This window comes from Azospirillum terrae, from assembly GCF_053470425.1.
Map to the genome: position 1 here is coordinate 238,647 of NZ_JBPXMR010000005.1, position 20,589 is coordinate 259,235.

Consider the following 20,589-nt stretch of genomic DNA (forward strand, 5'->3'; position numbering starts at 1 on the left):
CCTTCGCCGGGCTCTGTATAGTCGCAGTTGAACGTCCGGGCCGACAGAGCCCGGCGAAACGGGGCGAGTATGGCGGCGGCGACCTACCAAGTGCAGGACGTGCTCTATCGCGGCACGCTGGTGACGGTGCTGCGCGCCCTGCGCGAGGGCGACGGCATGCCCGTCGTGCTGAAGCGTCTGGAACGCCCGCGCCCCGCCAGCGCCGACGTGCTGCACTTCCGCCGCGAGGCGGAGATCGCCCGCCGCCTCGCCGGCCCCGGCATCGTCCGCGTCGAAGCGCTGGAGGACACGCCCGAGGGGCTGACCCTGGTCATGGCCGACAGCGGTGGCGACAGCCTCGACCGGCTGCTGGTGGACGGCCGCCTGGACCCGGCCGAGACGCTGCGCATCGGCATGGCGGTGGCGGCGGCGCTGGACCGCGTGCACGCCGCCGGGCTGATCCACAAGGACGTCACCCCGGCCAACATCGTCTGGAACCGCGCCTCCGGCACCGTCGAGCTGATCGACTTCGGCATCTCCGCCGAGCTGGCGCGCGAGGCCGCCACCGCCACCGCCGCCGACGTGCGCACGCTGGAGGGCACCGTCGCCTACATGGCGCCGGAGCAGACCGGGCGGATGAACCGCTCGGTGGACTGGCGGGCCGACTTCTACGCGCTGGGCGCCACGCTGTACCGCCTGCTCGCCGGCCGGCCGCCATTCGGCGGCTTCGATCCGCTGGGGTCCGATCCGCTGGAGGCCGACCCGCTGAGCGTCGTGCACGGCCACATCGCCCGCACGCCCACGCCGCCGCACACGCTGGACCCCAACATCCCGCAGGCGGTGTCGGCCATCGTCCTGAAGCTGCTCGCCAAGGACCCGGAGGCGCGCTACCAGAGCGCCGCCGGCCTCGTCGCCGACCTGGGGATCTGCCTGAAGGCGCTCGAAGCGGGCGAGCAGCCGCAGCTGACGCTGGGCCGCCATGACCGGTCCGAGCGCTTCGGCATCCCGGAGACGCTGTACGGCCGCGAGACGGATGTCGCGGCGCTGCTGGCCAGCTTCGCCCGCGTGGTGGACGGCCGAGCGGAATTGCTGCTGGTCGGCGGGCCGGCGGGCATCGGCAAATCGGCGCTGGTGCACGAGGTGCAGAAGCCGATGACGGCGCTGCGCGGCTTCTTCGTCGACGGCAAGTTCGACCAGTTCAAGCGCAACATCCCCTACTCCGCCGTCATCCAGGCGCTGGACGCCCTGGCCCGCCAGCTGCTGACCGCCAGCGAAGCCGAGTTGGCGGAGCACCGCGCCGCGCTGCAACGCGCGGTGGGCGCCAACGGCGCGGTGGTGACCGAGCTGATCCCGGCGTTCGCGCTGATCCTGGGCCCGCAGCCGCCGGTGCCGGAGCTGGCGCCCAGCGAGGCGGAGTTCCGTTTCCAGCTCACCTTCCAGAACCTCGTGGCGGCGCTGACCGGGCAGGACCGGCCGCTGGTGATGTTCCTCGACGATCTGCAATGGGCCGACCGGCCGTCGCTGGCGCTGCTGGGCAAGCTGATCGCCGACCCGGACATGAAGCACCTGCTGGTGATCGGCGCCCACCGCGACGGCGAGGCGGACGCCATCGCCCCGCTCATCGCCATGGCCGAGCGCCTGCGCGCCGGCGGCAGCCGGGTCGAGCGGCTGAGCGTCGGGCCGCTGACCGCCACCGACGTGCGGCGGCTGGTGGCCGAGACGACGCACCGCGACGACGCCGCGGTGGACGAGCTGGCGAGGCTGTGCTGGGCCAAGACGCAGGGCAACCCGTTCTTCCTCGGCCAGTTCCTGCTGTCGATGCACGCGGCCGGGCTGATCGCGCTCGACCGCGCCACCGGCATCTGGGGCTGGGACGCGGAGCAGATCGCCCAGCGCGACAGCACCGACAACGTGGTCGATCTGATGGTGGAGAAGATCCGCCGCCTGGACGAGGCCACGCGCACCACGCTGAGCATCGCCGCCTGCGTTGGTGGCCGGTTCGAGCTGGCCGACCTCGCCGCGGCGGGCGACGCCCCGGCGGCGGAACTGGCCGCCGCCCTGGTCCCGGCGTTGCAGGAAGGGTTGGTGCTGCCGCTCGACGGCGCCTACCGCTACGTCGAGGCGATGCTGGAGTCGGATGTCGGGCGGCGGGTGCGCTACCGCTTCCTGCACGACCGCGTGCAACAGGCCGCCTATTCGCTGATTCCCGAGGGCGAGCGCGCCGCGGTGCACCTGCGCACCGGCCGCCGCCTGCTGACCGGCACCCCCGACGCCGAGCGGTCGGAGGATCTGTTCGACATCCTCGACCATTTGAACCGGGCGCACGCGCTGATCGCCGATCCGGAGGAGCGGCGCCGCGTCGCCGCGCTGAACCTTGCCGCCACCCGCCGGGCGCTGGCCTCGGCGGCGTTCGAGCCGGCGTTCGGCTATGGCCGCGCCGGGCTGGCCCTGCTCGGTGGCGACGGCTGGCGGATCGACCACGCGCTGGCGCTGGGGCTGCACGAGGAGACCGCCGACGCCGCCGGCATGTGCGGCGAGCCGGCGCTGATGGAAAGCCTGTGCGCCGAGGCGCTGGCCCACGCCCGCGAGCCGCGCGAGACGATCCGCCCGCACCTGATCCGCGTCACCGCCATCCTCGGCCGCGGCGAGGTCGCCGAGGCGACGGAGAGCGGGCTGGCGGCATTGCGCGCGCTGGGCATCAAGCTGCCGAAGCGCTCGGGCAAGCTCGCCACCGTGGCGACCCTGCTGCGCGGGCGCTGGATGCTGGCGCGGCCCGCCCCGCCGCCGGGGCCGTCCGCCTACTCCGGCGCCGATTTGCGGGTGCTGGCGCGGCTGGTGTTCGTGGTGTTCGGCGGCGTGCTGTTCGCCCGCAAGGACATGGCGGTGCCCCTCGCCTTCCGCGCCGTCGAACTGGGGCTGCGCTCCGGCGACCCGTCCATGCGCGTGGTGGCGCTGTCCGCCTGGGTGACGCTGTGCAGTTTCGCCGGGGCGTGGCGCGACGCGGCGCGGCACAGCGCCGGCGTCGACGAGGTTCTGGCCGGCGAGGGCTTCGGCGTCACGCCGCGCGTGGTGCTCGGCTTCCTGGCCTTCGGCTGGCACTGGTCGGAGCCGCTGGCGGCGCTGCGCCCGCGCTTCCGCACCGCCTGCGAGCAGGCGGTGCGCATCGGCGACCGCGAGGGTGCAGGCTACCATTTGCTGCAATGGCTGCGTTTCGGCTGGCTGACCGGCCTGCGGCTAACGGATCTGATGGCCGACGCCGCCGAGGTGCAGCACACGCTGCTGCGCATCGGCAACACCATCCAGATCTCCACCGTCGCCATGTTCCAGCAGGCCGCCGCCATCCTTCAGGACGGCGCGGCGCGGCCGTCGCGCCTGCACGGGGCGCATCTGGACGAGGACGCGACCGTGGCCGGGCTGGAGGCGTCCCGCAACGTCCTGATGCTGGCCAACCTGCACCTGATGAAGCTGCAGCTGGCGGTGATCTTCGACACGGCGGACGCCGCGGCCATCGCCGCCACGCTGGCCTGCCACCTGGACCAGATCCGCGCCACCAGCAGCTACCCGGCGGCGCTGCTGCTGATGGCGCTGGCCGACCCGATACACCTCGGCCCGGCGCTGCGCCGGTTCCGCAAGCTGGCAGCCATCGGCCCGCGCAACCACCGCCACCGCCTGGCTCTGCTGGAGGCCGAGGCGGCGCGCCGGCAGGGGCGCACCGCGGAGGCGGAAGCCAAGTACGACGCCGCCATCGCCGCCGCCCGCGAGAACGGCTTCGTCAGCGAGGAGGCGCTCGCCAACGAGCGCGCCGCCGGCTTCTACGACGAGCGCGGGCGCACCACCCCGGCGCTGGCCTACCGGGCGCAGGCGCGCGACGGGTACGAGCGCTGGGGCGCCACCGCCAAGGTGCGCGAGCTGGAGCACAGCCACCCGGCGCTGCTGCGCGTCTGGCCGACCGCCAACCCGGAAGCCACCATCTCCACCACCTCGACGGTGCGCGATGCCGGCGGGCTGGACGTGGCGGCGATCCTGCGCGCCGCCGAGGCGATCTCCGGCGAGATCCGCCGCGACGCGCTGCTCGGCACACTGATGCGCACGGTGCTGGAAACCGCGGGCGCGGTGCGCGGCACGCTGCTGGTGGCCGGTGCCGATGGTGCACTGAGCGTCGCGGCGCAAGGCGACACCGCGCGCGCCGACTACCGCGCCCTGCCCGCCGAACCGCTGGAGGATGCCGCCGGGGAGCGGGTGCCCGCCGCCCTGGTCGCCTACGTGGCGCGCACCCGCGAGCCGCTGGTGCTGGCCGAAGCCCGCGAGGACGTGCGCTTCGCCGAGGACGCCTACGTGCGCTCGCACACGCCGCGCTCGGTGCTGTGCCTGCCGCTGCTGCGCCAGGGGGCGCTGGTGGGCGTGCTGTACCTGGAGAACAATCTGGCGCGCGGCGCCTTCGTCGCCGAGCGGCTGGAGGCGCCGCGCCTGCTGGCGGCGCAGATCGCCGCGGCGCTGGAGAACGCCCGTCTTTACGACGAGCTGAACGCCTTCACCCGCACGCTGGAATCCCAGGTGGCCGAGCGCACGCGCGAACTGCGCACGCAGTCGCAGCGGCTCCAGGCGACGCTGTCCAGCATGACCGACGCGCTGGCGGTGTTCGACGCCGAGCACCGGCTGCGCGTGTGGAACCGCCGCGCCGAGGTCATGTTTCCGGGGTTGGCGATCCGCGAGGGGCTGCGCTACGAGGACATGCTGGCGACGCTGGTCGGGGCCGGCGTGGTGCGCGCCGACCTGACGCTGGCCTTCGAGGGCGGCCCGGAGGAGATCGACCTGAGCGACGGGCGCATCATCCAGGTGCGCCGCAACGCCATGCCGGACGGCGGCATGGTGCGCGTCTATCTGGACGTCACCGGGGACCGCCGCCGCGAGCGCGAATTGCGCGCCGCCAACGAACAGCTGGTGGCGGCGCAGACGCAGCTGGTGCAGTCGGAGAAGCTGGCCTCGCTCGGCCAGCTGGTGGCCGGGGTGGCGCACGAGATCAACTCACCGCTGGGCGTGGCGCTGACCGGCGCCAGCTTCCTGGCCGGCGAGACCGAGCGCATCAAGGACGCCGCCGCCACCGGCAAGCTCAAGCGCTCGGAATTCCAGCAGTTCGTCGCAGACGCCGAGGAGACCTCGGCGCTGCTGACCTCCAACATCGCCCGCGCCGCCGAGCTGGTGCAGAGCTTCAAGCAGGTGGCCGTCGATCAGGCCAGCGACGACCGCCGCCACTTCGCGCTGAAGCCGCGGCTGGAGGAGATCCTATTCAGCCTGTCGCCGAGCTGGAAGAAGCCCGGCCACCGCGTCGAGCTGGACTGCCCCGACGGCATCGAGATGGACGGTTACCCCGGCGTGCTGGCGCAGATCGTCACCAATCTGGTGATGAACTCGGTGACGCACGGCTACCCGCCCGGCCACACGGGCATCATGCGCCTGAGCGTCTCCCGCCCGCAGATGGGCTGGGTGGAACTGGTCTACAGCGACGACGGCTGCGGCATCCCGGAGGAGCACCGCGCCAAGGTCTTCGACCCGTTCTTCACCACCCGGCGCGGGGCCGGCAGCACGGGCCTCGGCATGCACATCGTCTTCAATCTGGTGACCGCCAAGCTGGGCGGGCAGATCCGGCTGGACACCGTCACCGGGGCCGGCACCCGGTTCACCCTGCGCTTCCCGGCGGTGGCACCGGCGGAAGTGGTTCCCGCCTGAGACGTCCCCCCTGAGACGTCGGGGTCGGTTGCGCTGTTGCAGGAGGGAACGCAACCAGCGAAGCAGGGGTCCTGGCGATGAAGATCCACGACATCATGACCCGCGACGTGCAGACCGTGTCGCCCGGCGACACGATCCGCCGGGCCGCCCAGATCATGGATGAGCTGAACGTCGGCGTGCTGCCGGTGTGTGAGGGCTCCGCCCTGGTCGGCGTGGTCACCGACCGCGACATCACCGTGCGCGCCACCTCGGCCGGGCTGTCCCCAGAGAGCTGCACGGTGGCCGAGGTGATGACCGACGACCCGCGCTATTGCTATGAGGACGACCCGGTTTCCGAGGTGACCCGCCTGATGGCCGGTCAGCAGATCCGCCGCGTGCCGGTGGTGGACCACAACGATGCGCTGGTCGGCATCGTGTCGCTGGGCGACCTCGCCATCGACGCCAAGAACACCGGCGCCGTCAGCGACGCGCTGGAGCGCATCTCCACCCCCTCGCAGCCCGACCGCGGTCCGTGAACGGAGTTTCCCCATGACCGACGAGACCAAGCCGAACGGCCAGCCCGCCCCGCCCGCATCCGTCGAGCCGGTGCGCGGCCCCGATTCCGGCATCCCGGTGCCCGACAGCGCCGTCGAGCGTCACCTGCACGAAGCCGCCGAGCACGTCAAACCGCAGCCGGGGGATGTGCCGCACAAGCGCCCCTCCGCCGACCCTGAAGAGATCGCGGATCCGTATAAGCCGGAAAAGTAAGCGGCGCGTTTGTCCTGCGGCGGAGGTTCGGGTAGGATGTGGGGGATGATCGGAGACTCGCGATGGATACGGACAGCCGCCTGCAACGCATCGAAGCGGACCTTGCCGAGCTTAAAGGCGGCCAAGCCGAATTGAAGACCACGCTTGCCCAGGTTCTGCAACTGCTGGCGCGCATCGACGGCCGGCTCGACGAGCAGCGGGCCACCATCAACGCTCTCATCCCCACCCGCCTTGCCGCCGTGCCGTCAGCCGCCGAATGACCCTCGACCGGCGCGCGGTGGCCGCGTGGTGCCTCTATGACTGGGCGAACTCGGCGTACAACACGGTCATCACCACCTTCATCTTCGCCGTTTACTTCACACGCTCGGTCGCGGGGGACGAGGTGCTGGGCACCGCGGCGTGGAGCCGGATGATGGCGCTGTCCGGCTTCGCCGTCGCCGTCCTCAGCCCGGTTCTGGGCGCCGTCGCCGACCACACCGGGCGGCGCAAGCCGTGGCTGGCGCTGTTCACCGCGCTGACCGTCGCCTTCACCGCCGCGCTGTGGTGGGTGACGCCGCAGCCGTCATCGATGATTCTGGCGCTGGTCGCCGTGGGCTTGAGCACCATCGCGTTCGAACTGGCCAACGTCTTCTACAACGCCAGCCTGCCCGGCGTGGCGCCGCAGGCCATGTTCGGCCGGGTGTCCGGCTGGGGCTGGGGAACTGGGTATTTCGGCGGGCTGGCCTGTCTGATCGTCGCGCTGTTCGGCTTCGTCAAGAGCGAGGCGCCGGTGTTCGGCCTGTTCTCGACCGCCGATCAGGAGAACGTGCGGGCCACGGCGCTGCTGGTGGCGGTGTGGTTCGGGGCGTTCTCGATCCCGCTGTTCCTCTGGGTGCCGGACGAGCCGGCCACCGGCCGCACGCTGGGCCAGGCCGTGCGCGAGGGGCTGGCGACGCTGGGGCGCACGCTGCGCGAGGCGCGCAGGTATCGGGAGATCGTCCGCTTCCTGGTCGCCAGCGCGCTCTACCGCGACGCCATCAACACCATCACCGCGTTCGGCGGCATCTACGCCGCCGGCACCTTCGGCATGAGCTTCGAGGAGATCGTGCTGTTCGCCATCGCGCTCAACGTGGTGGCCGGGCTAGGGGCGGTGGGGTTCGCCTGGATCGACGACTGGATCGGCGCCCGCCTGACCATCCTGATCAGCGTCGCCGGGCTGATCGCCTCCGGCGTGCCGCTGCTGCTGGTGAGCGACAAGCAATGGTTCTGGGTGCTGGCGCTGGGCCTGGGGCTGTTCTTCGGACCGGCGCAGGCGGCCGGGCGGTCGATGATGGCGCGCCTGTCGCCGCCGCACATGCAGGGTGAGATGTTCGGGCTCTACGGCCTGTCGGGCCGGGTGGTCGGGTTCTTCGGGCCGCTGGCGCTGGGCTGGGCCACCGAGTTTTTTTCCAGCCAACGCGCCGGCATGGCCTCGATCATGGTGTTCTTCGCCCTAGGTTTCGTCGTCATGCTGGGCGTGCGCGAGCCGCTGCGGGCCACGCCCTAGAACGGAAGAGTGTGTTTCCAGAGTCCATTCCCTGTGGCAAAATACATTGCTGCGGCGCACAATAGAGTTCGGCCGTCGCAGGGATTTCAGCGCAGGACACGGCGTATGCTGCACATCAAGGACATCGAGGCTTTCGCCCGCATCAACGAGTCGCTGTTCCGCGCGTCCGGTACTGCCGCGCACGGCGAGGGCGATGCCGACCTGTCGAACCACCCCGCTGTCCTGCTGGCGCGCCTGATGGCGGCGGCACAGGCTTCGGCGGAAGGGCCAGCGAAGGCTGAGGCGGCGCAGCCGGGGGCCGAGGATGGTGCGAAGTCCGTGGAAGCCGCGGAGGGCGAGCAGGCCACGGAGCCCGCTGCGCCGACGACCATGGCCGGCCTGTTCAGCCGCATGATGTTCGGACAGCGGTAATATTGCCCTCCCCTCTCCCGGCCGAGCCGGGAGAGGGCGAGAAAAACCTCAGTGCCGGAAGTGACGCATCCCGGTGAACACCATCGCCAAGCCCTTCTCGTCGGCAGCGGCGATGACGTCGTTGTCGCGGATCGAACCGCCGGGCTGAATGACCGCCGTCACACCCGCCTCGGCCGCCGCCAGCAGGCCGTCGGCGAACGGGAAGAACGCGTCCGACGCCACCACGGACCCCTTGGTCAGCGGCTCGGCGAACCCGGCAGCCTTGGAGGCTTCGGCCGACTTGATGGCGGCGATGCGGGCGCTGTCGACGCGGCTCATCTGGCCGGCGCCGATGCCCACGGTGGCGCCGTCCTTGGTGTAGACGATGGCGTTCGACTTGACGTGCTTGGCGACGCGGAAGGCGAACAGCAGATCGCGCATCTCCTGCTCGGTGGGGGCGCGTTTGGTGACCACCTTCAGCTCCGCCGCCGAGACGCGGCCGGAATCGCGGTTCTGCAACAGGAAGCCGCCGGACAGCGCCTTGATCATCATGCCCGCCGCCGCCGGGTCCGGCATGTCCTTGGTTAGCAGCACGCGCAGGTTCTTCTTCGACGCCAGCACCGCGCGCGCCGCATCGTCGGCATCGGGGGCGATCACCACCTCGGCGAACAGCTTGGCGATTTCCTCGGCCGTGACGGCGTCCAGCGAGCGGTTCAGCGCGATGATGCCGCCAAAGGCGCTGACCGGATCACAGCGGAGCGCTAGGTTGTACGCCTCCAGCAGGCTGCCGCCCTCGGCGACGCCGCAGGGGTTGGCGTGCTTGATGATGGCGACGGCCGGGCGCTCGAACTCGGCGACCAGCTCGAAGGCGGCGTCGGTGTCGTTCAGGTTGTTGTAGGACAGCTCCTTGCCCTGGAGCTGGATGGCGGTCGCCACACCGGGGCGCAGCTCGCCGGTGACGTAGAAGGCCGCCTGCTGGTGCGGGTTCTCGCCGTAGCGCAGCGTCTGGCTGAGCTGGCCGGAGATGGAGTAGCGCGGCGGGAACGTCTCGCCCAGCTGCCCGGCGAACCACGCGGAGATGGCGGCGTCGTAAGCGGCGGTGCGGGCGTAGGCGCGCTGCGCCAGCGTGCGGCGCAGGGAGAGCGTGGTGGCGCCGTCGTTGCGGTCCAGCTCACCGAGCAGCGCCTCGTAATCCTCGGGGTCGGTGACCACGGCGACGAAGTCGTGGTTCTTGGCGGCGGCGCGGATCATGCCGGGGCCGCCGATGTCGATGTTCTCGACGCAATCCTCGAAGCCGGCGCCCTTGGCCACCGTCGCCTCGAACGGGTAGAGGTTGACCACCACCAGATCGATGGGCGGGATGTCGTGCTGGGTCATGGCGGCGGCGTGCGTGTCGCGACGCGCCAGGATGCCGCCGTGGATGCGCGGGTGCAGCGTCTTGACGCGGCCGTCCATGATCTCCGGGAAGCCGGTGTGGTCGGAGACCTCCTTCACCGGCACGCCCGCCTCGGCGAGGCGCTGGGCCGAGCCGCCGGTGGACAGGATCTCCACCCCGCGCGCCGCCAGCGCCTGCCCCAGCGCGACGAGGCCGGTCTTGTCGGACACGGAGATGAGGGCGCGGGTGATGCGGACGGTATCGACGGTCATGGCGGCGGCTCCCAAAAACGACCCAAAAAAACGACAAAGGGCCCCCTCGTAAGAGGGAGCCATGGAATGCCGCGGGATTTACGCCCCCTTGCGCTCGCGGCGCAAGGGTCATGTGGCTATACGGCAACCGTGAAGCCGTACTGCCACCCATGCGATTGGCCGAAGCGCTGGATGCGCTCGTCGTAGGTGACGAGCGGGCAGCCCAGTCCGATAGCGCTGGCGATCAGCAGACGGTCGCCTGGGTCGCGGTGTTCCAAGTGATGGAGTTGATGGGCACGCATGGCGGCTTGGTGGTCGAGCGGCACCGCCTCGACTCCCGGACGCCCGAGGAAGCGCGACATCCACCGATCCACGGGAAGGTCCAGGGAGATGTGCCCTTTGTCCACCAGCACCGCGATCTCCCATGCGCTGACGGCGCTGAGATAGATGGCACCACCCCGCCGCCAACAGGCATCGATAACGTCACGCGTGGACAGCCGAAGCTGCTCGTCACCGCTGTCGAGCCACAGCGCGATGTGCGTGTCGAGCAGCAGACCATCGGTCATCGGCGGACTTCCCGTCCCGTCTCTGCATCCGACTCATCGTCGAGAAGCGGCGCGGTCAGGTCGAAGCCCGGCCGCGTGCGCACCGATCCACGATGTGCGCCGAACAGCGAGCCACCGCGCGCTTCCTGCTCCAGCAGGCGCCGCATCGCCAGCGCAACAGCCTCGGTCTTGTTGCCGTCCGTCAGCTTCGCCGCCTGTTCGATCAGCGCGACGACGTCAGGTCGGTTGATGGTGACAACGCTCGGCATCGCCCACCTCCATCATTATGCCCGTAATGATATGATGTTCAGGGAGCGAAGCGCAAGGAGAGTGCTGTCACGCCCCCTTGCGCTCGCGGCGCAAGGCCCATTTGACGGTGGTGCCGTTGGCGTCGGCTTGGCCGGTCAGCACGATCTGCGTCGTGCGGCGCGGCTCATCGCCCGATGCCAGATAAATGCTCTCCGCCAGTTCCAACAACCCGCCGGCCGCGTGCAGGCGCCAGCCGGCGCCGCTGGGCAGGCGCAGCAGCACCTGCTGGCCGTTGTGGATCACCGATGCCTGCACCAGAGGGTGCAGGTGGAAGCGCGCGGTGAACATCTGCGAGCCGGGGTTGGCGCCCAGCAGCGGCTCCAGTATGTCCTCGCCGCGCAGATCCTCGCCGTTCTCGCCCAGATAGATGCGGCGGCGGTGCAGATAGCCGAAGTTGCGGGCGTAGCCGTTGTGCGTCGCCACCACCAGCACCGCGCCGTCGATCTCCTGCCGCTCGCACGACACGAGGCCGGGGCGGCGCCCCAGGCCGCCGTCCTCGCGCACTTCCGATGAATTGGTGTCGGCCACCGACACGGTGGAGTGCGCCGACGTGCCAGCCAGCGCCGCGCGCCAGGGGCCGATGGGGGCGGCGTGGGCGCCGCAGTTGACGATCAGCCGCTCCTTGCCGACCGACACCTCCAGCGACAGCGTGCCGGCGTGGGCGTGGGCGTCCATGCCCGGCGGCGGCGGCGCGCCGGTGTCCATCAGCACCAGCGTGCGGCCGGCGATCAGCCGCTCGAAGCCGGCGTGCGGCGCGCTCTTGAGCGGCCGGCCGCGGGCGTCGGCCTGCGCCAGCACGGCGTCGATCAGCGTCGGGTCTTCCTCGCGGCCGCCGTTGAACAGCCCCAGCCCGCCGTCGCCGTGGCGGAAGAAGCGCAGGGCCGGGGTCATGCGGTCGATGGCGTGCTGCAAGGATTCCGGCGTCTCGACGCGGGCGACGCGCAGCACCGCGCGCAGGTCGATCAGGTCGCGCAGCACGCGAAGCTGAACGGACGGGCTGCGTTCGATATGGCCGCCGTCGGGCAGCACCTGACGCGGCAGCTCGCGCTCCAGCAGGCGCAGCGCGTCGCCGGCAAGGCGCTCGCTGCCCGGCAGGCACAGGCCGCCGTAGGCCAGCCCCTTGATGGCGGTGATGAGGTCGGCGCCCTCCAGCGTGCCCGGCGTGACGCGCGCGAGGTGGCGGGTCTGGCGGGCGAGGCTGTCGAAGACGCGGACGCGGAACTCGTCATCCGCCGAGGCGCAGTAGAAGTCGTGCAGGCCGATCCAGTTGGCGATGCGGGCGCCCAGCACCTCCGGCGCCCAGGTCTGCGCGTTCCACGAGCCGTTGTGGTCCATCCACGACAGCACCATCGCCCGCGCCCGCCGCCGCGCCGCGTCGCCGCCCACCGCGCGCAGGTCGCGCATCCACTCGAAGCCGTGCAGCGCGTTGCGCCACGCGGCGCCGGCACCGAGCGGGCGCCAGTGCGGCTCGCCGGCCGGGTCGCCGTGCAGCGTCTGGCCGGCGAAGCGGTACAGGCCGGACAGCAGCGCCGTGCCCTCGCCGGCATCGCCGGGCCAGGGATCGGGCGGCACCACGGACAGCGCCGTCGGCGCCCGGCCGCCCAATGTCAGCTGGTAGATGGGGTTGCCGTAGGCGATCTGCGCGACGCCTTCGCGGAACCGGCCGAACGTGTCGCGGGACCCGGACATGGTGCTCACCCCGGCCCGCGGCGTGCGGAGCCGGCCCGGCCGGAAGCGGGCGTGCGACGACTGTTCATCAACGACATGGTTCGTGTGGTATCAATTCGCCGCGAAGGCCGCAAGAGAGCCGGTAATGTTTATTCCGACCGTCTCAGTCTTGCCACAAAGAACCCGTCGATGCCGCCGTGCCCGGCCAGCATGCCGGGCAGCGACCGCACCTCGCCGCGCTCGTTGATCAGCTCCTTGAGGCCGTCCAGCTCGGCCGGGGTGACCGGCACGCGCTCGACCCGGCTGTCCCTGGACAGCAGGCGGTCGATCTGCGCCTCGCCCTCTTCGGGCTGGATGGAGCAGGTGCAGTAGACCAGGATGCCGCCGGGCATCAGCAGATCCACCGCGTGCGCCAGCAGCCGGCCCTGCGCCTTGGCGAGTTTCGCCACGTCCTCGGCGCTCTTCAGGCGCATCACGTCGGGGTGGCGGCGGATGGCGCCGGTCGCCGTGCAGGGCGCGTCGAGCAGGATCGCGTCGGCCGGTTCGAGGGGGTCCCAGGTGGCGGCGTCGGCGGCGATCAGTTCGGCGGTCAGGTTCAGGCGGGCGAGGTTCTCGCCGACCCGCTCCAGCCGCTTGGCCGAGCGGTCGATCGCCACCACGTCGGCACCGGCGGCGCAGAGCTGCGCCGTCTTGCCGCCGGGGGCGGCGCACAGATCGTAGACGCGCTTGCCCTTGATGTCGCCCATCAGCTTGGCCGGCAGCGAGGCGGCGAGATCCTGCACCCACCACGCGCCCTCGCCGAAGCCCGGCAGCTCGGTCACCGACCCGCCGGCCGCCCGGCGCAGCGAGCCGGTGGGCAGCACAGTCGCCTCCAGCCGCTCGGCCCAGCCCTGCGGGTCGGACTTGACGGTGATGTCCAAAGGCGCTTCGTGCAGGTGCGCATCGACGATGCCGCGGGCGCGGGCGGTGCCGTAGGCCTTCCGCCAGGACAGCCACAGCCAGTCGGGCGCGTTGAGCCGGCCGGCGTCCTGCGCCTTGACCAGTTCGACGCCCTCGCGCGCCAGACGGCGCATGACGGCGTTGATCAGGCCCTTGTACTGCGGCGCCTCGTTGGCGACGGCCAGCTCGACGGTGGTGTCCACCGCTGCGTGCGCCGGCGTGCCGAGGAAGACGAGCTGCGCCGCGCCCAGGCGCAGCACGTCGTGCACCAAGGCCTTGGGCAGGCCCGGCTCCTTCAGGCAGGCGAAGATCAGCGCGTCGATCTGCCCCAACCGGCGCAGCACCGTGGACACGAGCATGCGCACGAAACCGCGGTCGCGCGGCTCCAGATCCGCCAGCTTGGGGTGAGCGTCAAAGACGTCATCGAGCGGCAGGTTCTTGCGCAGCACTCCGCGCAGGATGTCCAGCGCGATCACGCGCGCGGCGAGGGAGGCATCGGTCATGCGGGGGATGTAGCGCGCCGGGGGCGGGGTGTCGATGGACAAACGGCGTCAGCCGTCCGCCCGCATCCGCCCGACGATCTCCGCCAGCGCGGCCTCGGCCTTGTCGTTGTCGACCTGACAGGTGCCGGCCGCGTGGTGGCCGCCGCCGCCGTACTCCAGCATCAGCGCGCCGACGTTGGTCTTCGACGAGCGGTCGAGGATCGACTTGCCGCAGGCGAGCACCGTGTTCTGCTGCTTCAGGCCCCACAGCACGTGGATGGAGATGTTGGTCTGCGGGAACAGCGCGTAGATCATGAAGCGGTTGCCGGCGTAGATCGTCTCCTCGTTGCGCAGGTCGAGGACCACGACGTTGCCGTGCACGGTGGCGCAGCGCTTGAGCTGGTCGGCAAACAGCTCGCGGTGCTGGGCGTAGAGTTCGACGCGCTCGACCACGTCGGGAAGCGCCAGGATCTGGTCGATGTCGTGCTGCCGGCAGTAGTCGATCAGCTCCATCATCAGCTGATAGTTCGACACCCGGAACTCGCGGAAGCGGCCAAGGCCGGTGCGCGCGTCCATCAGGAAGTTCAGCAGCGTCCAGCCCACCGGGTTCAGGATGTCGTCGCGGTCGTACTGCGCCGAATCCGCCTGATCGACGGCGCGCATCATCTCGTCCGACACCCTGGGGAACCGCTCCTTGCCGCCGAAATGGTCGTAGACGACGCGGGCGGCCGAGGGGGCCTCGGGGTGGATGATGTGGTTGGGCTGCTTGCCGACGCGGATGGTCTCCGACAGATGGTGGTCGAAGACGAGGTGGGCGCCCTCCACGTAGGGCAGGTTGGTGGTGATGTCGCGGGCCGTGATCTCGACCTTGCCGTCCTGCATGTCCTTGGGATGGACGAACTTGATGTCGTCCACCATGTCCAACTCCTTCAGCAGGACGGCGCACACCAGCCCGTCGAAGTCGGAGCGGGTGACGAGACGGTACTTCTGATCCTCGGCCATGCTTCCCCCATTGCCCTGCCCCAATCGTTGGGGTCAGGCAAGGTAGTCATGGTCCATGGTGGACGCAATCCTCAACCCCAAGGACTGGCGGGCTGCGGCGCATAGCCGCTCATGGCGTAGAGCCGCGCCACACGGTCCTCGACCGCGGGGTGGGTCGAGAACAGGCTGCCGAACGAGCCGCCGTGCAGCGGGTTGACGATGAACAGGTGCGCGGTGGCCGGGTTGGCCTCGGCGTGCGGCTCGGCGATGTGGGCGACGCCCTCGTGGATGCGCAACAGCGCAGAGGCGAGCCAGTTCGGCTGGCCGCAGATCTCGGCGCCGATGCGGTCGGCCTCGTACTCGCGGGTGCGGCTGATCGCCATCTGCACGATCATCGCCGCGAAGGGTGCGATGATCATCACCAGCAGCGCGCCGACGAAGCCGAGTGGGTTGCCGCCGCGCCCGTCCTCGCCGCTCGAGGACCCGCCGAAGACCATGCCGAAGTTGGTCAGCATGGAGATGGCGCCGGCGATGGTCGCGGTGACCGTCATGACGAGGGTGTCGCGGTTCCTCACATGCGCCAGTTCGTGCGCCATGACGCCGGCAACCTCCTCGGCGCTGAGCCGGTTCAGCAGGCCGGTGGTGGCGGCGACGGCGGCGTTCTCCGGGTTGCGGCCGGTGGCGAAGGCGTTGGGCTGGTCGGAGTGGATGACGTAGACGCGCGGCATCGGCAGCCCGGCGCGTTGCGCCAGTTGCTGGACGATGCCGTAGTATTCCGGCGCGGAGTACGCATCGACCTCCTGGGCGCCGTACATGCCCAACACCATGTTGCCGGAGTTCCAGTAGGCGAAAAAGTTCATGCCGAGCGCCACGATGAAGGCGATCAGCATGCCGCCCTGCCCACCCAGCAGATAGCCCAGCCCGACGAACAGCGCGGTGAGGCCGGCAAGCAGCACGGTGGTCTTCAGATAACTGGTCATACGTCCCTGTGAGCCCCAATTCCTGCGGACGGGGCTTCCCGCCACGTCCTGTCGGTGATATGGGCTTGGCTCAGCGCCCCGTTCAAGATGCCCGCGAGCACGATCATGAGCGACGACAAGCCCACCCCGACCGCAGACACCTCCGTCGGCACCGTTCCCGAAACGCCCCCCACGGAAACCCTCGGCAAAGGCCCCGAGCAGAAGCCCGGCGAGATCGGCGGCCCCAAGGGGCCGGAGCCGACCCGCTACGGCGACTGGCAGTTCAAGGGCCGCTGCTCGGATTTCTAGGACTTATGACCTGCACACAATTGTGTGCAGGATCTTATGCCTATTGCGCGCTTGCTTTGTTCCTAGCTTGAGCGTAGCCTTTGCGCGTTCCGGGCGTGACGCCCGCTCGTGTGGAGGCCATGCCCGTGCGCTCCCCTTTGCTTCGTTCCGCGTTGCTGGCGATGCTGGTCGCAGCCCCGGCGCTTGCCGGTCAGCCGCCCCTGCCGGGGCCGATCCCGGCCGAGATTCTCGACGTTCTGGACGGCGACACCATCGCCGTGCGCGCCACGATCTGGTTGGGTCAGGCGGTGGAGACGCACGTGCGCCTGTCCGGCATCGACGCGCCGGAGATGCGCGCCCGCTGCGCCCAGGAAAAGGAAAAGGCCGAGGCCGCCCGCGACTTCGCCCGCCGCCTGCTGGCCGACGGCCGCGCCCGGCTCATGGACGTGCAGGCCGACAAGTACGGCGGCCGCGTGCGGGCACGGGTGCTGACCTCCACAGGGGCCGACCTGTCGCAATTGATGCTCGATGCGGGGCTGGTGCGCCCGTATCACGGCGAAAAGCGGCAGCCCTGGTGCGAGGGGGCGGCGGGGTAAGGCTCAAACGGGACGGGCACCGAGTTCCGTTTCGGCAAAGCCCAGGTCCGTCACGGCATGGTCGTACATCCGGCACGCTGACTCGATAAGGCTCGGCGCGTGCTGGAGCACTTCCCGATAAAAATCGAAGAACTCCTCATCGGTCCCAAGGTACGCGTGGCCGACGTCGTTGCGCAAATCGCGCAGAACTTGCCATTCACCGATGGACACCCGAAGACCGCGCTTGCGCAGTGCATCCAGCAGCTTCGGGTAATCCTCGAAGGCTTCGCCAAGCAAAATGGCCTCGGCACGCATCGTCGTCCCAGTGAATTCCTGGCAACGGGCGAAGCGCACAGCCAGCGCATCGAGCCGCTCAAGGTGTTCCTCCGAAATGCGGGACAGTGCGGCCACCCCATGCGGCAGAACACCTTGGCACCGGCCGAGCGTGTAGCCGAGGTGCATGGCCGCTCTCATAAGGTGGCGGCACTGCTCCGCGAAAAGCCGGCGGCGATCGAGGTCGGTCATGGCTGGAGTGCGACCCCGCGCTTCCGGGCGACCTCGTCGAACACGCTCTTCTGGCCGCTGCTGCGGCGGACGATCAAGTCGACCTTGTTGTCGAGGAGCGCTTCGAGTTGGCGGCGCGCCCGCCCGCGCGGCACGATGATCGCGTCTGTCTCGTCGCTCACCTCGGCGTAGAGATCGATGTCACCCGTGTCCTCGCCCAAGGCGCGCGATCCGAAGACCCAGACCTTCACGTCGGGACCAAAATTCCGGCGCAGGACGAACCAGATCGCGTCCTTCTGGTCTTGGGTCAGTGCGAGGGCCATCAGCGGCGTCCGATGCAACGGTGTTGCCGTTCAAGGTAATCGCTCGCCCTGAACGCGTCCAGCCCGCTCCCCGAGACGAAACCGGCTACTGCGCCGGGCTGCGCGTGTCGGAGGGGGCGGCGCCACGGGGCGCCGGCGCCGTGCACTCCACGCTGGTGGCACCGCTGGAGGTGCAGGTGCTGCGGGTGCGGGTCGCCATGACCATGCCGTTGTCGTAAGTGCACGCGACCCGCTGCATGGTTCCGGGCGCGCGGCCGACGGAGACCGACACCGCCTTGGCACCACGGATCTGGTCGGGCTTCAGGTTGCAGGACAGATAGCCGTGGAACTCCCCAGCCTCCCAGAGGGAATTGTCCTTCAACTGGCGGTACAGCTCGAAATCGTTGCAGATCGTCTCCTTGTCCATCATCCGCGCATTGTCGCTGCAATACCCGTTGAAGCCGTATTCCAGCTCGGCCTTGGTCGGGCAGGACCCGGCCTGAACGGCTTGGCTCATGTCGGGGCACGACAGGGTCTCGGCCCAGGCGGGTGAACCGAAGGCTAGCAGGATGGCAAGGACGGGCAGACGGCGCAGCATTGGATGTCTCCGCGATGAGAATCGGCGCCATCCTAGTTGGCTGGGCGGCGGGCGAACCTGACAATGGTCAAGTCATGCGAAGGGGACTGGCCGGCGATCCCGCATCCCGAAACGAAACCAGGGGCCCGAAGGCCCCTGGTCCGTAACTCACCGCTTCCGATCAGGACGATCAGGCACGGTTCATGCGGTTGTCGACCAGCTCGTTGACCACACCCGGATCGGCGAGCGTCGAGGTGTCGCCGAGCGCGTCGTGCTCGTTCGCGGCAATCTTGCGCAGGATGCGGCGCATGATCTTGCCCGAACGGGTCTTCGGCAGGCCGGGCGCCCACTGGATCAGGTCCGGCGAGGCGATCGGGCCGATCTCCTTGCGGACCCAGTTCACCAGCTCCTTGCGCAGCTCTTCCGACGGCGTCTCGCCGGCGTTGAGCGTCACGTAAGCATAGATGCCCTGGCCCTTGAGGTCGTGCGGATAGCCCACCACGGCCGCTTCCGCGACCTTCGGGTGCGCCACCAGCGCGCTCTCCACCTCGGCGGTGCCCATGCGGTGACCGGACACGTTGATCACGTCGTCGACGCGGCCGGTGATCCAATAGTAGCCATCGGCGTCGCGGCGGCAGCCGTCACCGGTGAAGTAGTAGCCGGTGAAGGTCGAGAAGTACGTCTGCACGAACCGCTCGTGGTCGCCGTACACCGTGCGCATCATGCCCGGCCAGGCGTCGGCGATGCAGAGGTTGCCCTCGGTCTCGCCTTCCTGGATGGCGCCCTCGTTGTCCACCACGATCGGCTGGACGCCGAAGAACGGCTTGGTGGCCGAACCCGGCTTCTGGCCGATGGCGCCGATCAGCGGGGTGATCAGGATGCCGCCGGTCTCCGTCTGCCACCACGTGTCGACGATCGGGCAACGGCCCTCGCCGACCACGTTGTAGTACCACAGCCACGCCTCGGGGTTGATCGGCTCGCCAACCGAACCGAGGACGCGCAGGGACGCGCGCGACGTCTTCTTCACCGGGCCTTCGCCTTCGCGCATCAGCGAACGGATGGCGGTCGGCGCGGTGTAGAAGATGTTGACCTTGTGCTTGTCGACGACCTGCCAGAAGCGCGAGACGTCCGGGTACGTGGGCACGCCCTCGAACATCAGCGTGGTGGCGCCGTTGGCGAGCGGGCCGTAGACGATGTAGCTGTGGCCGGTCACCCAACCCACGTCGGCCGTGCACCAGTACACGTCGCCGTCGTGGTAGTCGAAGACGTACTGGTGCGTCATCGACGCGTAGACCAGATAGCCGCCGGTGGTGTGCAGCACGCCCTTCGGCTTGCCGGTCGAGCCCGAGGTGTAGAGGATGAACAGCGGATCTTCGGCGTTCATCTCTTCCGGCGGGCAGTCGGCGGACACCGACGCCATTTCCTCGTGGTACCAGAGGTCGCGGCCCGCGGTCCACGCGACGTCGCCGCCGGTGTGCTTGACCACCAGCACGTTCTTGACCATCGGCGCGCCGGCCACGGCCTTGTCGGCGTTCGCCTTCAGCGGAACGCGCTTGCCGCCGCGCAGACCCTCGTCCGACGTGATGACGAAGTGGCTGTCGCAGTCGACGATGCGGTCCTTCAGGCTGTCCGGCGAGAAGCCGCCGAACACGATGGAGTGGATGGCGCCGACGCGGGCGCACGCCAGCATGGCGTAGGCGGCCTCGGGGATCATCGGCAGATAGATGGTAACGCGGTCACCCTTCTTGACGCCGTTCTTCTTCAGGACGTTGCCGAGGCGGCTGACCTGCTCGTGCAGTTCCTTGTAGGTGATGTGCTTGGAAACGCCGGGGTCGTCGCCCTCGAAGATGATGGCGGTCTGATCGCCGCGCGTCGCGAGGTGACGGTCGATGCAGTTGGCGGAGACGTTCAGCGTGCCGTCCTGGAACCAGCGGATGTGCACATCGCCGGTGAAGCTGACGTCCTTGACCTTGGTGTACGGCTTGATCCAGTCGACCCGCTTGCCATGCTCGGCCCAGAAGCCCTCGGGATCCTTGGTCGACTGCTCGTACATGGCCTTGTACTTGGCTTCGTCGACCCAGGCGGCCTTGGCGACCTCCGGCTTTACAGGAAAGTACGTGTTATCGGTCATTTGCTTGCGATTCCCCCGCTGACTTCTGGTTGCCCGTGTAGGCGTTATAGGGCGGCCTTGCCGACCGCCCCCTTTGGCCGGCATTATCCACACATGGAGAGGGCTCGACAAGTCGCTCGGCCGCCCGGCTTCCACCCACCTTCGAATTATGAGGCCGTTTTTGTGCGCCGCAGCGAAACTTTATAACCCCCAGACATTCAGCATAGACCGAATGTGGCGCGGCCATTTGTCGCATCAACGGACGGTTCGCGCCCATGCGAACGCCTTTAACCCAGCCTTAACCAGCTTGGATTAGCGTCCGGGAGCATTCAGAACCAGCATGCGGACGGAATTCA

19 protein-coding genes are annotated in these 20,589 nt (G+C 69.6%); 8 read left to right on the forward strand and 11 right to left on the reverse strand.

Features of this window, described 5'->3' with window-relative positions; genetic code table 11:
• Positions 1-69 precede the first annotated feature (69 nt).
• From ACSVDD_RS15715 to ACSVDD_RS15740, 6 genes are all read left to right on the forward strand, one after another.
• The gene (locus tag ACSVDD_RS15715) at positions 70-5,706 is read left to right on the forward strand and encodes an AAA family ATPase (protein ID WP_448190307.1); all 5,637 of its coding nucleotides are present in this window, start codon (positions 70-72) and stop codon (positions 5,704-5,706) included.
• 77 nt (positions 5,707-5,783) lie between these two features.
• Positions 5,784-6,221: a CBS domain-containing protein gene (locus ACSVDD_RS15720; RefSeq protein ID WP_448190308.1), complete on the forward strand. Its 438-nt coding sequence runs from the start codon at positions 5,784-5,786 to the stop codon at positions 6,219-6,221.
• 13 nt (positions 6,222-6,234) lie between these two features.
• Positions 6,235-6,453, forward strand: a complete 219-nt coding sequence (locus ACSVDD_RS15725; RefSeq protein ID WP_448190309.1) for a hypothetical protein — start codon at positions 6,235-6,237, stop codon at positions 6,451-6,453.
• A gap of 62 nt (positions 6,454-6,515) precedes the next feature.
• Positions 6,516-6,713: a hypothetical protein gene (locus tag ACSVDD_RS15730; RefSeq protein ID WP_448190310.1), complete on the forward strand. Its 198-nt coding sequence runs from the start codon at positions 6,516-6,518 to the stop codon at positions 6,711-6,713.
• The gene (locus tag ACSVDD_RS15735; RefSeq protein WP_448190311.1) at positions 6,710-7,978 is read left to right on the forward strand and encodes an MFS transporter; all 1,269 of its coding nucleotides are present in this window, start codon (positions 6,710-6,712) and stop codon (positions 7,976-7,978) included. Before ACSVDD_RS15730 ends, ACSVDD_RS15735 begins: the two co-directional genes overlap by 4 nt.
• Positions 7,979-8,083: 105 nt before the next feature.
• Complete coding sequence (locus tag ACSVDD_RS15740; RefSeq protein WP_448190312.1) at positions 8,084-8,389, forward strand: hypothetical protein; 306 nt, start codon at positions 8,084-8,086, stop codon at positions 8,387-8,389.
• 48 nt (positions 8,390-8,437) lie between these two features.
• Here the strand turns inward: ACSVDD_RS15740 and purH are convergent, their stop codons facing one another.
• The 7 genes from purH to htpX all read right to left on the reverse strand — a co-directional run bounded on the left by purH (position 8,438) and on the right by htpX (position 15,898).
• Positions 8,438-10,015, reverse strand: a complete 1,578-nt coding sequence (gene purH / locus ACSVDD_RS15745; RefSeq protein ID WP_448190313.1) for a bifunctional phosphoribosylaminoimidazolecarboxamide formyltransferase/IMP cyclohydrolase — start codon at positions 10,013-10,015, stop codon at positions 8,438-8,440.
• Between the two features lie 116 nt (positions 10,016-10,131).
• Positions 10,132-10,560, reverse strand: coding sequence for a type II toxin-antitoxin system VapC family toxin (locus ACSVDD_RS15750; protein WP_448190314.1), 429 nt, complete (start codon positions 10,558-10,560; stop codon positions 10,132-10,134).
• Positions 10,557-10,808 (reverse strand): hypothetical protein, encoded by a 252-nt coding sequence (locus ACSVDD_RS15755; RefSeq protein ID WP_448190315.1) that lies wholly within the window; start codon positions 10,806-10,808, stop codon positions 10,557-10,559. Before ACSVDD_RS15755 ends, ACSVDD_RS15750 begins: the two co-directional genes overlap by 4 nt.
• Positions 10,809-10,875: 67 nt before the next feature.
• Positions 10,876-12,537 carry a heparinase II/III family protein gene (locus ACSVDD_RS15760; protein ID WP_448190316.1) on the reverse strand — a complete coding sequence of 554 codons (1,662 nt, stop codon included), beginning with the start codon at positions 12,535-12,537 and terminating at the stop codon, positions 10,876-10,878.
• 128 nt (positions 12,538-12,665) lie between these two features.
• Positions 12,666-13,958 carry an RsmB/NOP family class I SAM-dependent RNA methyltransferase gene (locus ACSVDD_RS15765; RefSeq protein ID WP_448190481.1) on the reverse strand — a complete coding sequence of 431 codons (1,293 nt, stop codon included), beginning with the start codon at positions 13,956-13,958 and terminating at the stop codon, positions 12,666-12,668.
• A gap of 48 nt (positions 13,959-14,006) precedes the next feature.
• Positions 14,007-14,939 (reverse strand): exopolyphosphatase, encoded by a 933-nt coding sequence (locus tag ACSVDD_RS15770; RefSeq protein ID WP_448190317.1) that lies wholly within the window; start codon positions 14,937-14,939, stop codon positions 14,007-14,009.
• 71 nt (positions 14,940-15,010) lie between these two features.
• Complete coding sequence (htpX, locus tag ACSVDD_RS15775; protein ID WP_448190318.1) at positions 15,011-15,898, reverse strand: zinc metalloprotease HtpX; 888 nt, start codon at positions 15,896-15,898, stop codon at positions 15,011-15,013.
• An 87-nt stretch (positions 15,899-15,985) separates the two neighbouring features.
• Between htpX and ACSVDD_RS15780 the strand changes: the two genes are divergently transcribed.
• Entirely contained in the window at positions 15,986-16,186 is a 201-nt protein-coding gene (locus tag ACSVDD_RS15780) for a succinate dehydrogenase assembly factor 4 (RefSeq protein WP_448190319.1), read from the forward strand.
• A 119-nt stretch (positions 16,187-16,305) separates the two neighbouring features.
• The gene (locus tag ACSVDD_RS15785; RefSeq protein ID WP_448190320.1) at positions 16,306-16,761 is read left to right on the forward strand and encodes a thermonuclease family protein; all 456 of its coding nucleotides are present in this window, start codon (positions 16,306-16,308) and stop codon (positions 16,759-16,761) included.
• A gap of 3 nt (positions 16,762-16,764) precedes the next feature.
• Here ACSVDD_RS15785 and ACSVDD_RS15790 read toward each other — a convergent pair whose 3' ends face one another.
• The 4 genes from ACSVDD_RS15790 to acs all read right to left on the reverse strand — a co-directional run bounded on the left by ACSVDD_RS15790 (position 16,765) and on the right by acs (position 20,254).
• Positions 16,765-17,265: a hypothetical protein gene (locus ACSVDD_RS15790; protein ID WP_448190321.1), complete on the reverse strand. Its 501-nt coding sequence runs from the start codon at positions 17,263-17,265 to the stop codon at positions 16,765-16,767.
• Positions 17,262-17,567, reverse strand: coding sequence for a nucleotidyltransferase domain-containing protein (locus ACSVDD_RS15795; protein ID WP_448190322.1), 306 nt, complete (start codon positions 17,565-17,567; stop codon positions 17,262-17,264). Before ACSVDD_RS15795 ends, ACSVDD_RS15790 begins: the two co-directional genes overlap by 4 nt.
• Before the next feature lie 85 nt (positions 17,568-17,652).
• Positions 17,653-18,144 carry a hypothetical protein gene (locus ACSVDD_RS15800; protein WP_448190323.1) on the reverse strand — a complete coding sequence of 164 codons (492 nt, stop codon included), beginning with the start codon at positions 18,142-18,144 and terminating at the stop codon, positions 17,653-17,655.
• A gap of 169 nt (positions 18,145-18,313) precedes the next feature.
• Positions 18,314-20,254 (reverse strand): acetate--CoA ligase, encoded by a 1,941-nt coding sequence (gene acs / locus ACSVDD_RS15805; RefSeq protein WP_448190324.1) that lies wholly within the window; start codon positions 20,252-20,254, stop codon positions 18,314-18,316.
• Positions 20,255-20,589 lie beyond the last annotated feature (335 nt).

Coding starts and splice junctions, on each gene's coding strand:
- ACSVDD_RS15740 (WP_448190312.1), top strand. CDS start 8,084: ATGCTGCACATCAAGGACATCGAGGCTTTCGCCCGCATCAACGAGTCG.
- ACSVDD_RS15725 (WP_448190309.1), top strand. CDS start 6,235: ATGACCGACGAGACCAAGCCGAACGGCCAGCCCGCCCCGCCCGCATCC.
- ACSVDD_RS15760 (WP_448190316.1), bottom strand. CDS start 12,537: ATGTCCGGGTCCCGCGACACGTTCGGCCGGTTCCGCGAAGGCGTCGCG.
- ACSVDD_RS15790 (WP_448190321.1), bottom strand. CDS start 17,265: ATGACCGACCTCGATCGCCGCCGGCTTTTCGCGGAGCAGTGCCGCCAC.
- ACSVDD_RS15780 (WP_448190319.1), top strand. CDS start 15,986: ATGCCCGCGAGCACGATCATGAGCGACGACAAGCCCACCCCGACCGCA.
- purH (WP_448190313.1), bottom strand. CDS start 10,015: ATGACCGTCGATACCGTCCGCATCACCCGCGCCCTCATCTCCGTGTCC.
- ACSVDD_RS15730 (WP_448190310.1), top strand. CDS start 6,516: ATGGATACGGACAGCCGCCTGCAACGCATCGAAGCGGACCTTGCCGAG.
- ACSVDD_RS15715 (WP_448190307.1), top strand. CDS start 70: ATGGCGGCGGCGACCTACCAAGTGCAGGACGTGCTCTATCGCGGCACG.
- ACSVDD_RS15755 (WP_448190315.1), bottom strand. CDS start 10,808: ATGCCGAGCGTTGTCACCATCAACCGACCTGACGTCGTCGCGCTGATC.
- htpX (WP_448190318.1), bottom strand. CDS start 15,898: ATGACCAGTTATCTGAAGACCACCGTGCTGCTTGCCGGCCTCACCGCG.
- ACSVDD_RS15770 (WP_448190317.1), bottom strand. CDS start 14,939: ATGGCCGAGGATCAGAAGTACCGTCTCGTCACCCGCTCCGACTTCGAC.
- ACSVDD_RS15720 (WP_448190308.1), top strand. CDS start 5,784: ATGAAGATCCACGACATCATGACCCGCGACGTGCAGACCGTGTCGCCC.
- ACSVDD_RS15750 (WP_448190314.1), bottom strand. CDS start 10,560: ATGACCGATGGTCTGCTGCTCGACACGCACATCGCGCTGTGGCTCGAC.
- ACSVDD_RS15735 (WP_448190311.1), top strand. CDS start 6,710: ATGACCCTCGACCGGCGCGCGGTGGCCGCGTGGTGCCTCTATGACTGG.
- ACSVDD_RS15785 (WP_448190320.1), top strand. CDS start 16,306: ATGCCCGTGCGCTCCCCTTTGCTTCGTTCCGCGTTGCTGGCGATGCTG.
- ACSVDD_RS15765 (WP_448190481.1), bottom strand. CDS start 13,958: ATGACCGATGCCTCCCTCGCCGCGCGCGTGATCGCGCTGGACATCCTG.
- ACSVDD_RS15800 (WP_448190323.1), bottom strand. CDS start 18,144: ATGCTGCGCCGTCTGCCCGTCCTTGCCATCCTGCTAGCCTTCGGTTCA.
- acs (WP_448190324.1), bottom strand. CDS start 20,254: ATGACCGATAACACGTACTTTCCTGTAAAGCCGGAGGTCGCCAAGGCC.
- ACSVDD_RS15795 (WP_448190322.1), bottom strand. CDS start 17,567: ATGGCCCTCGCACTGACCCAAGACCAGAAGGACGCGATCTGGTTCGTC.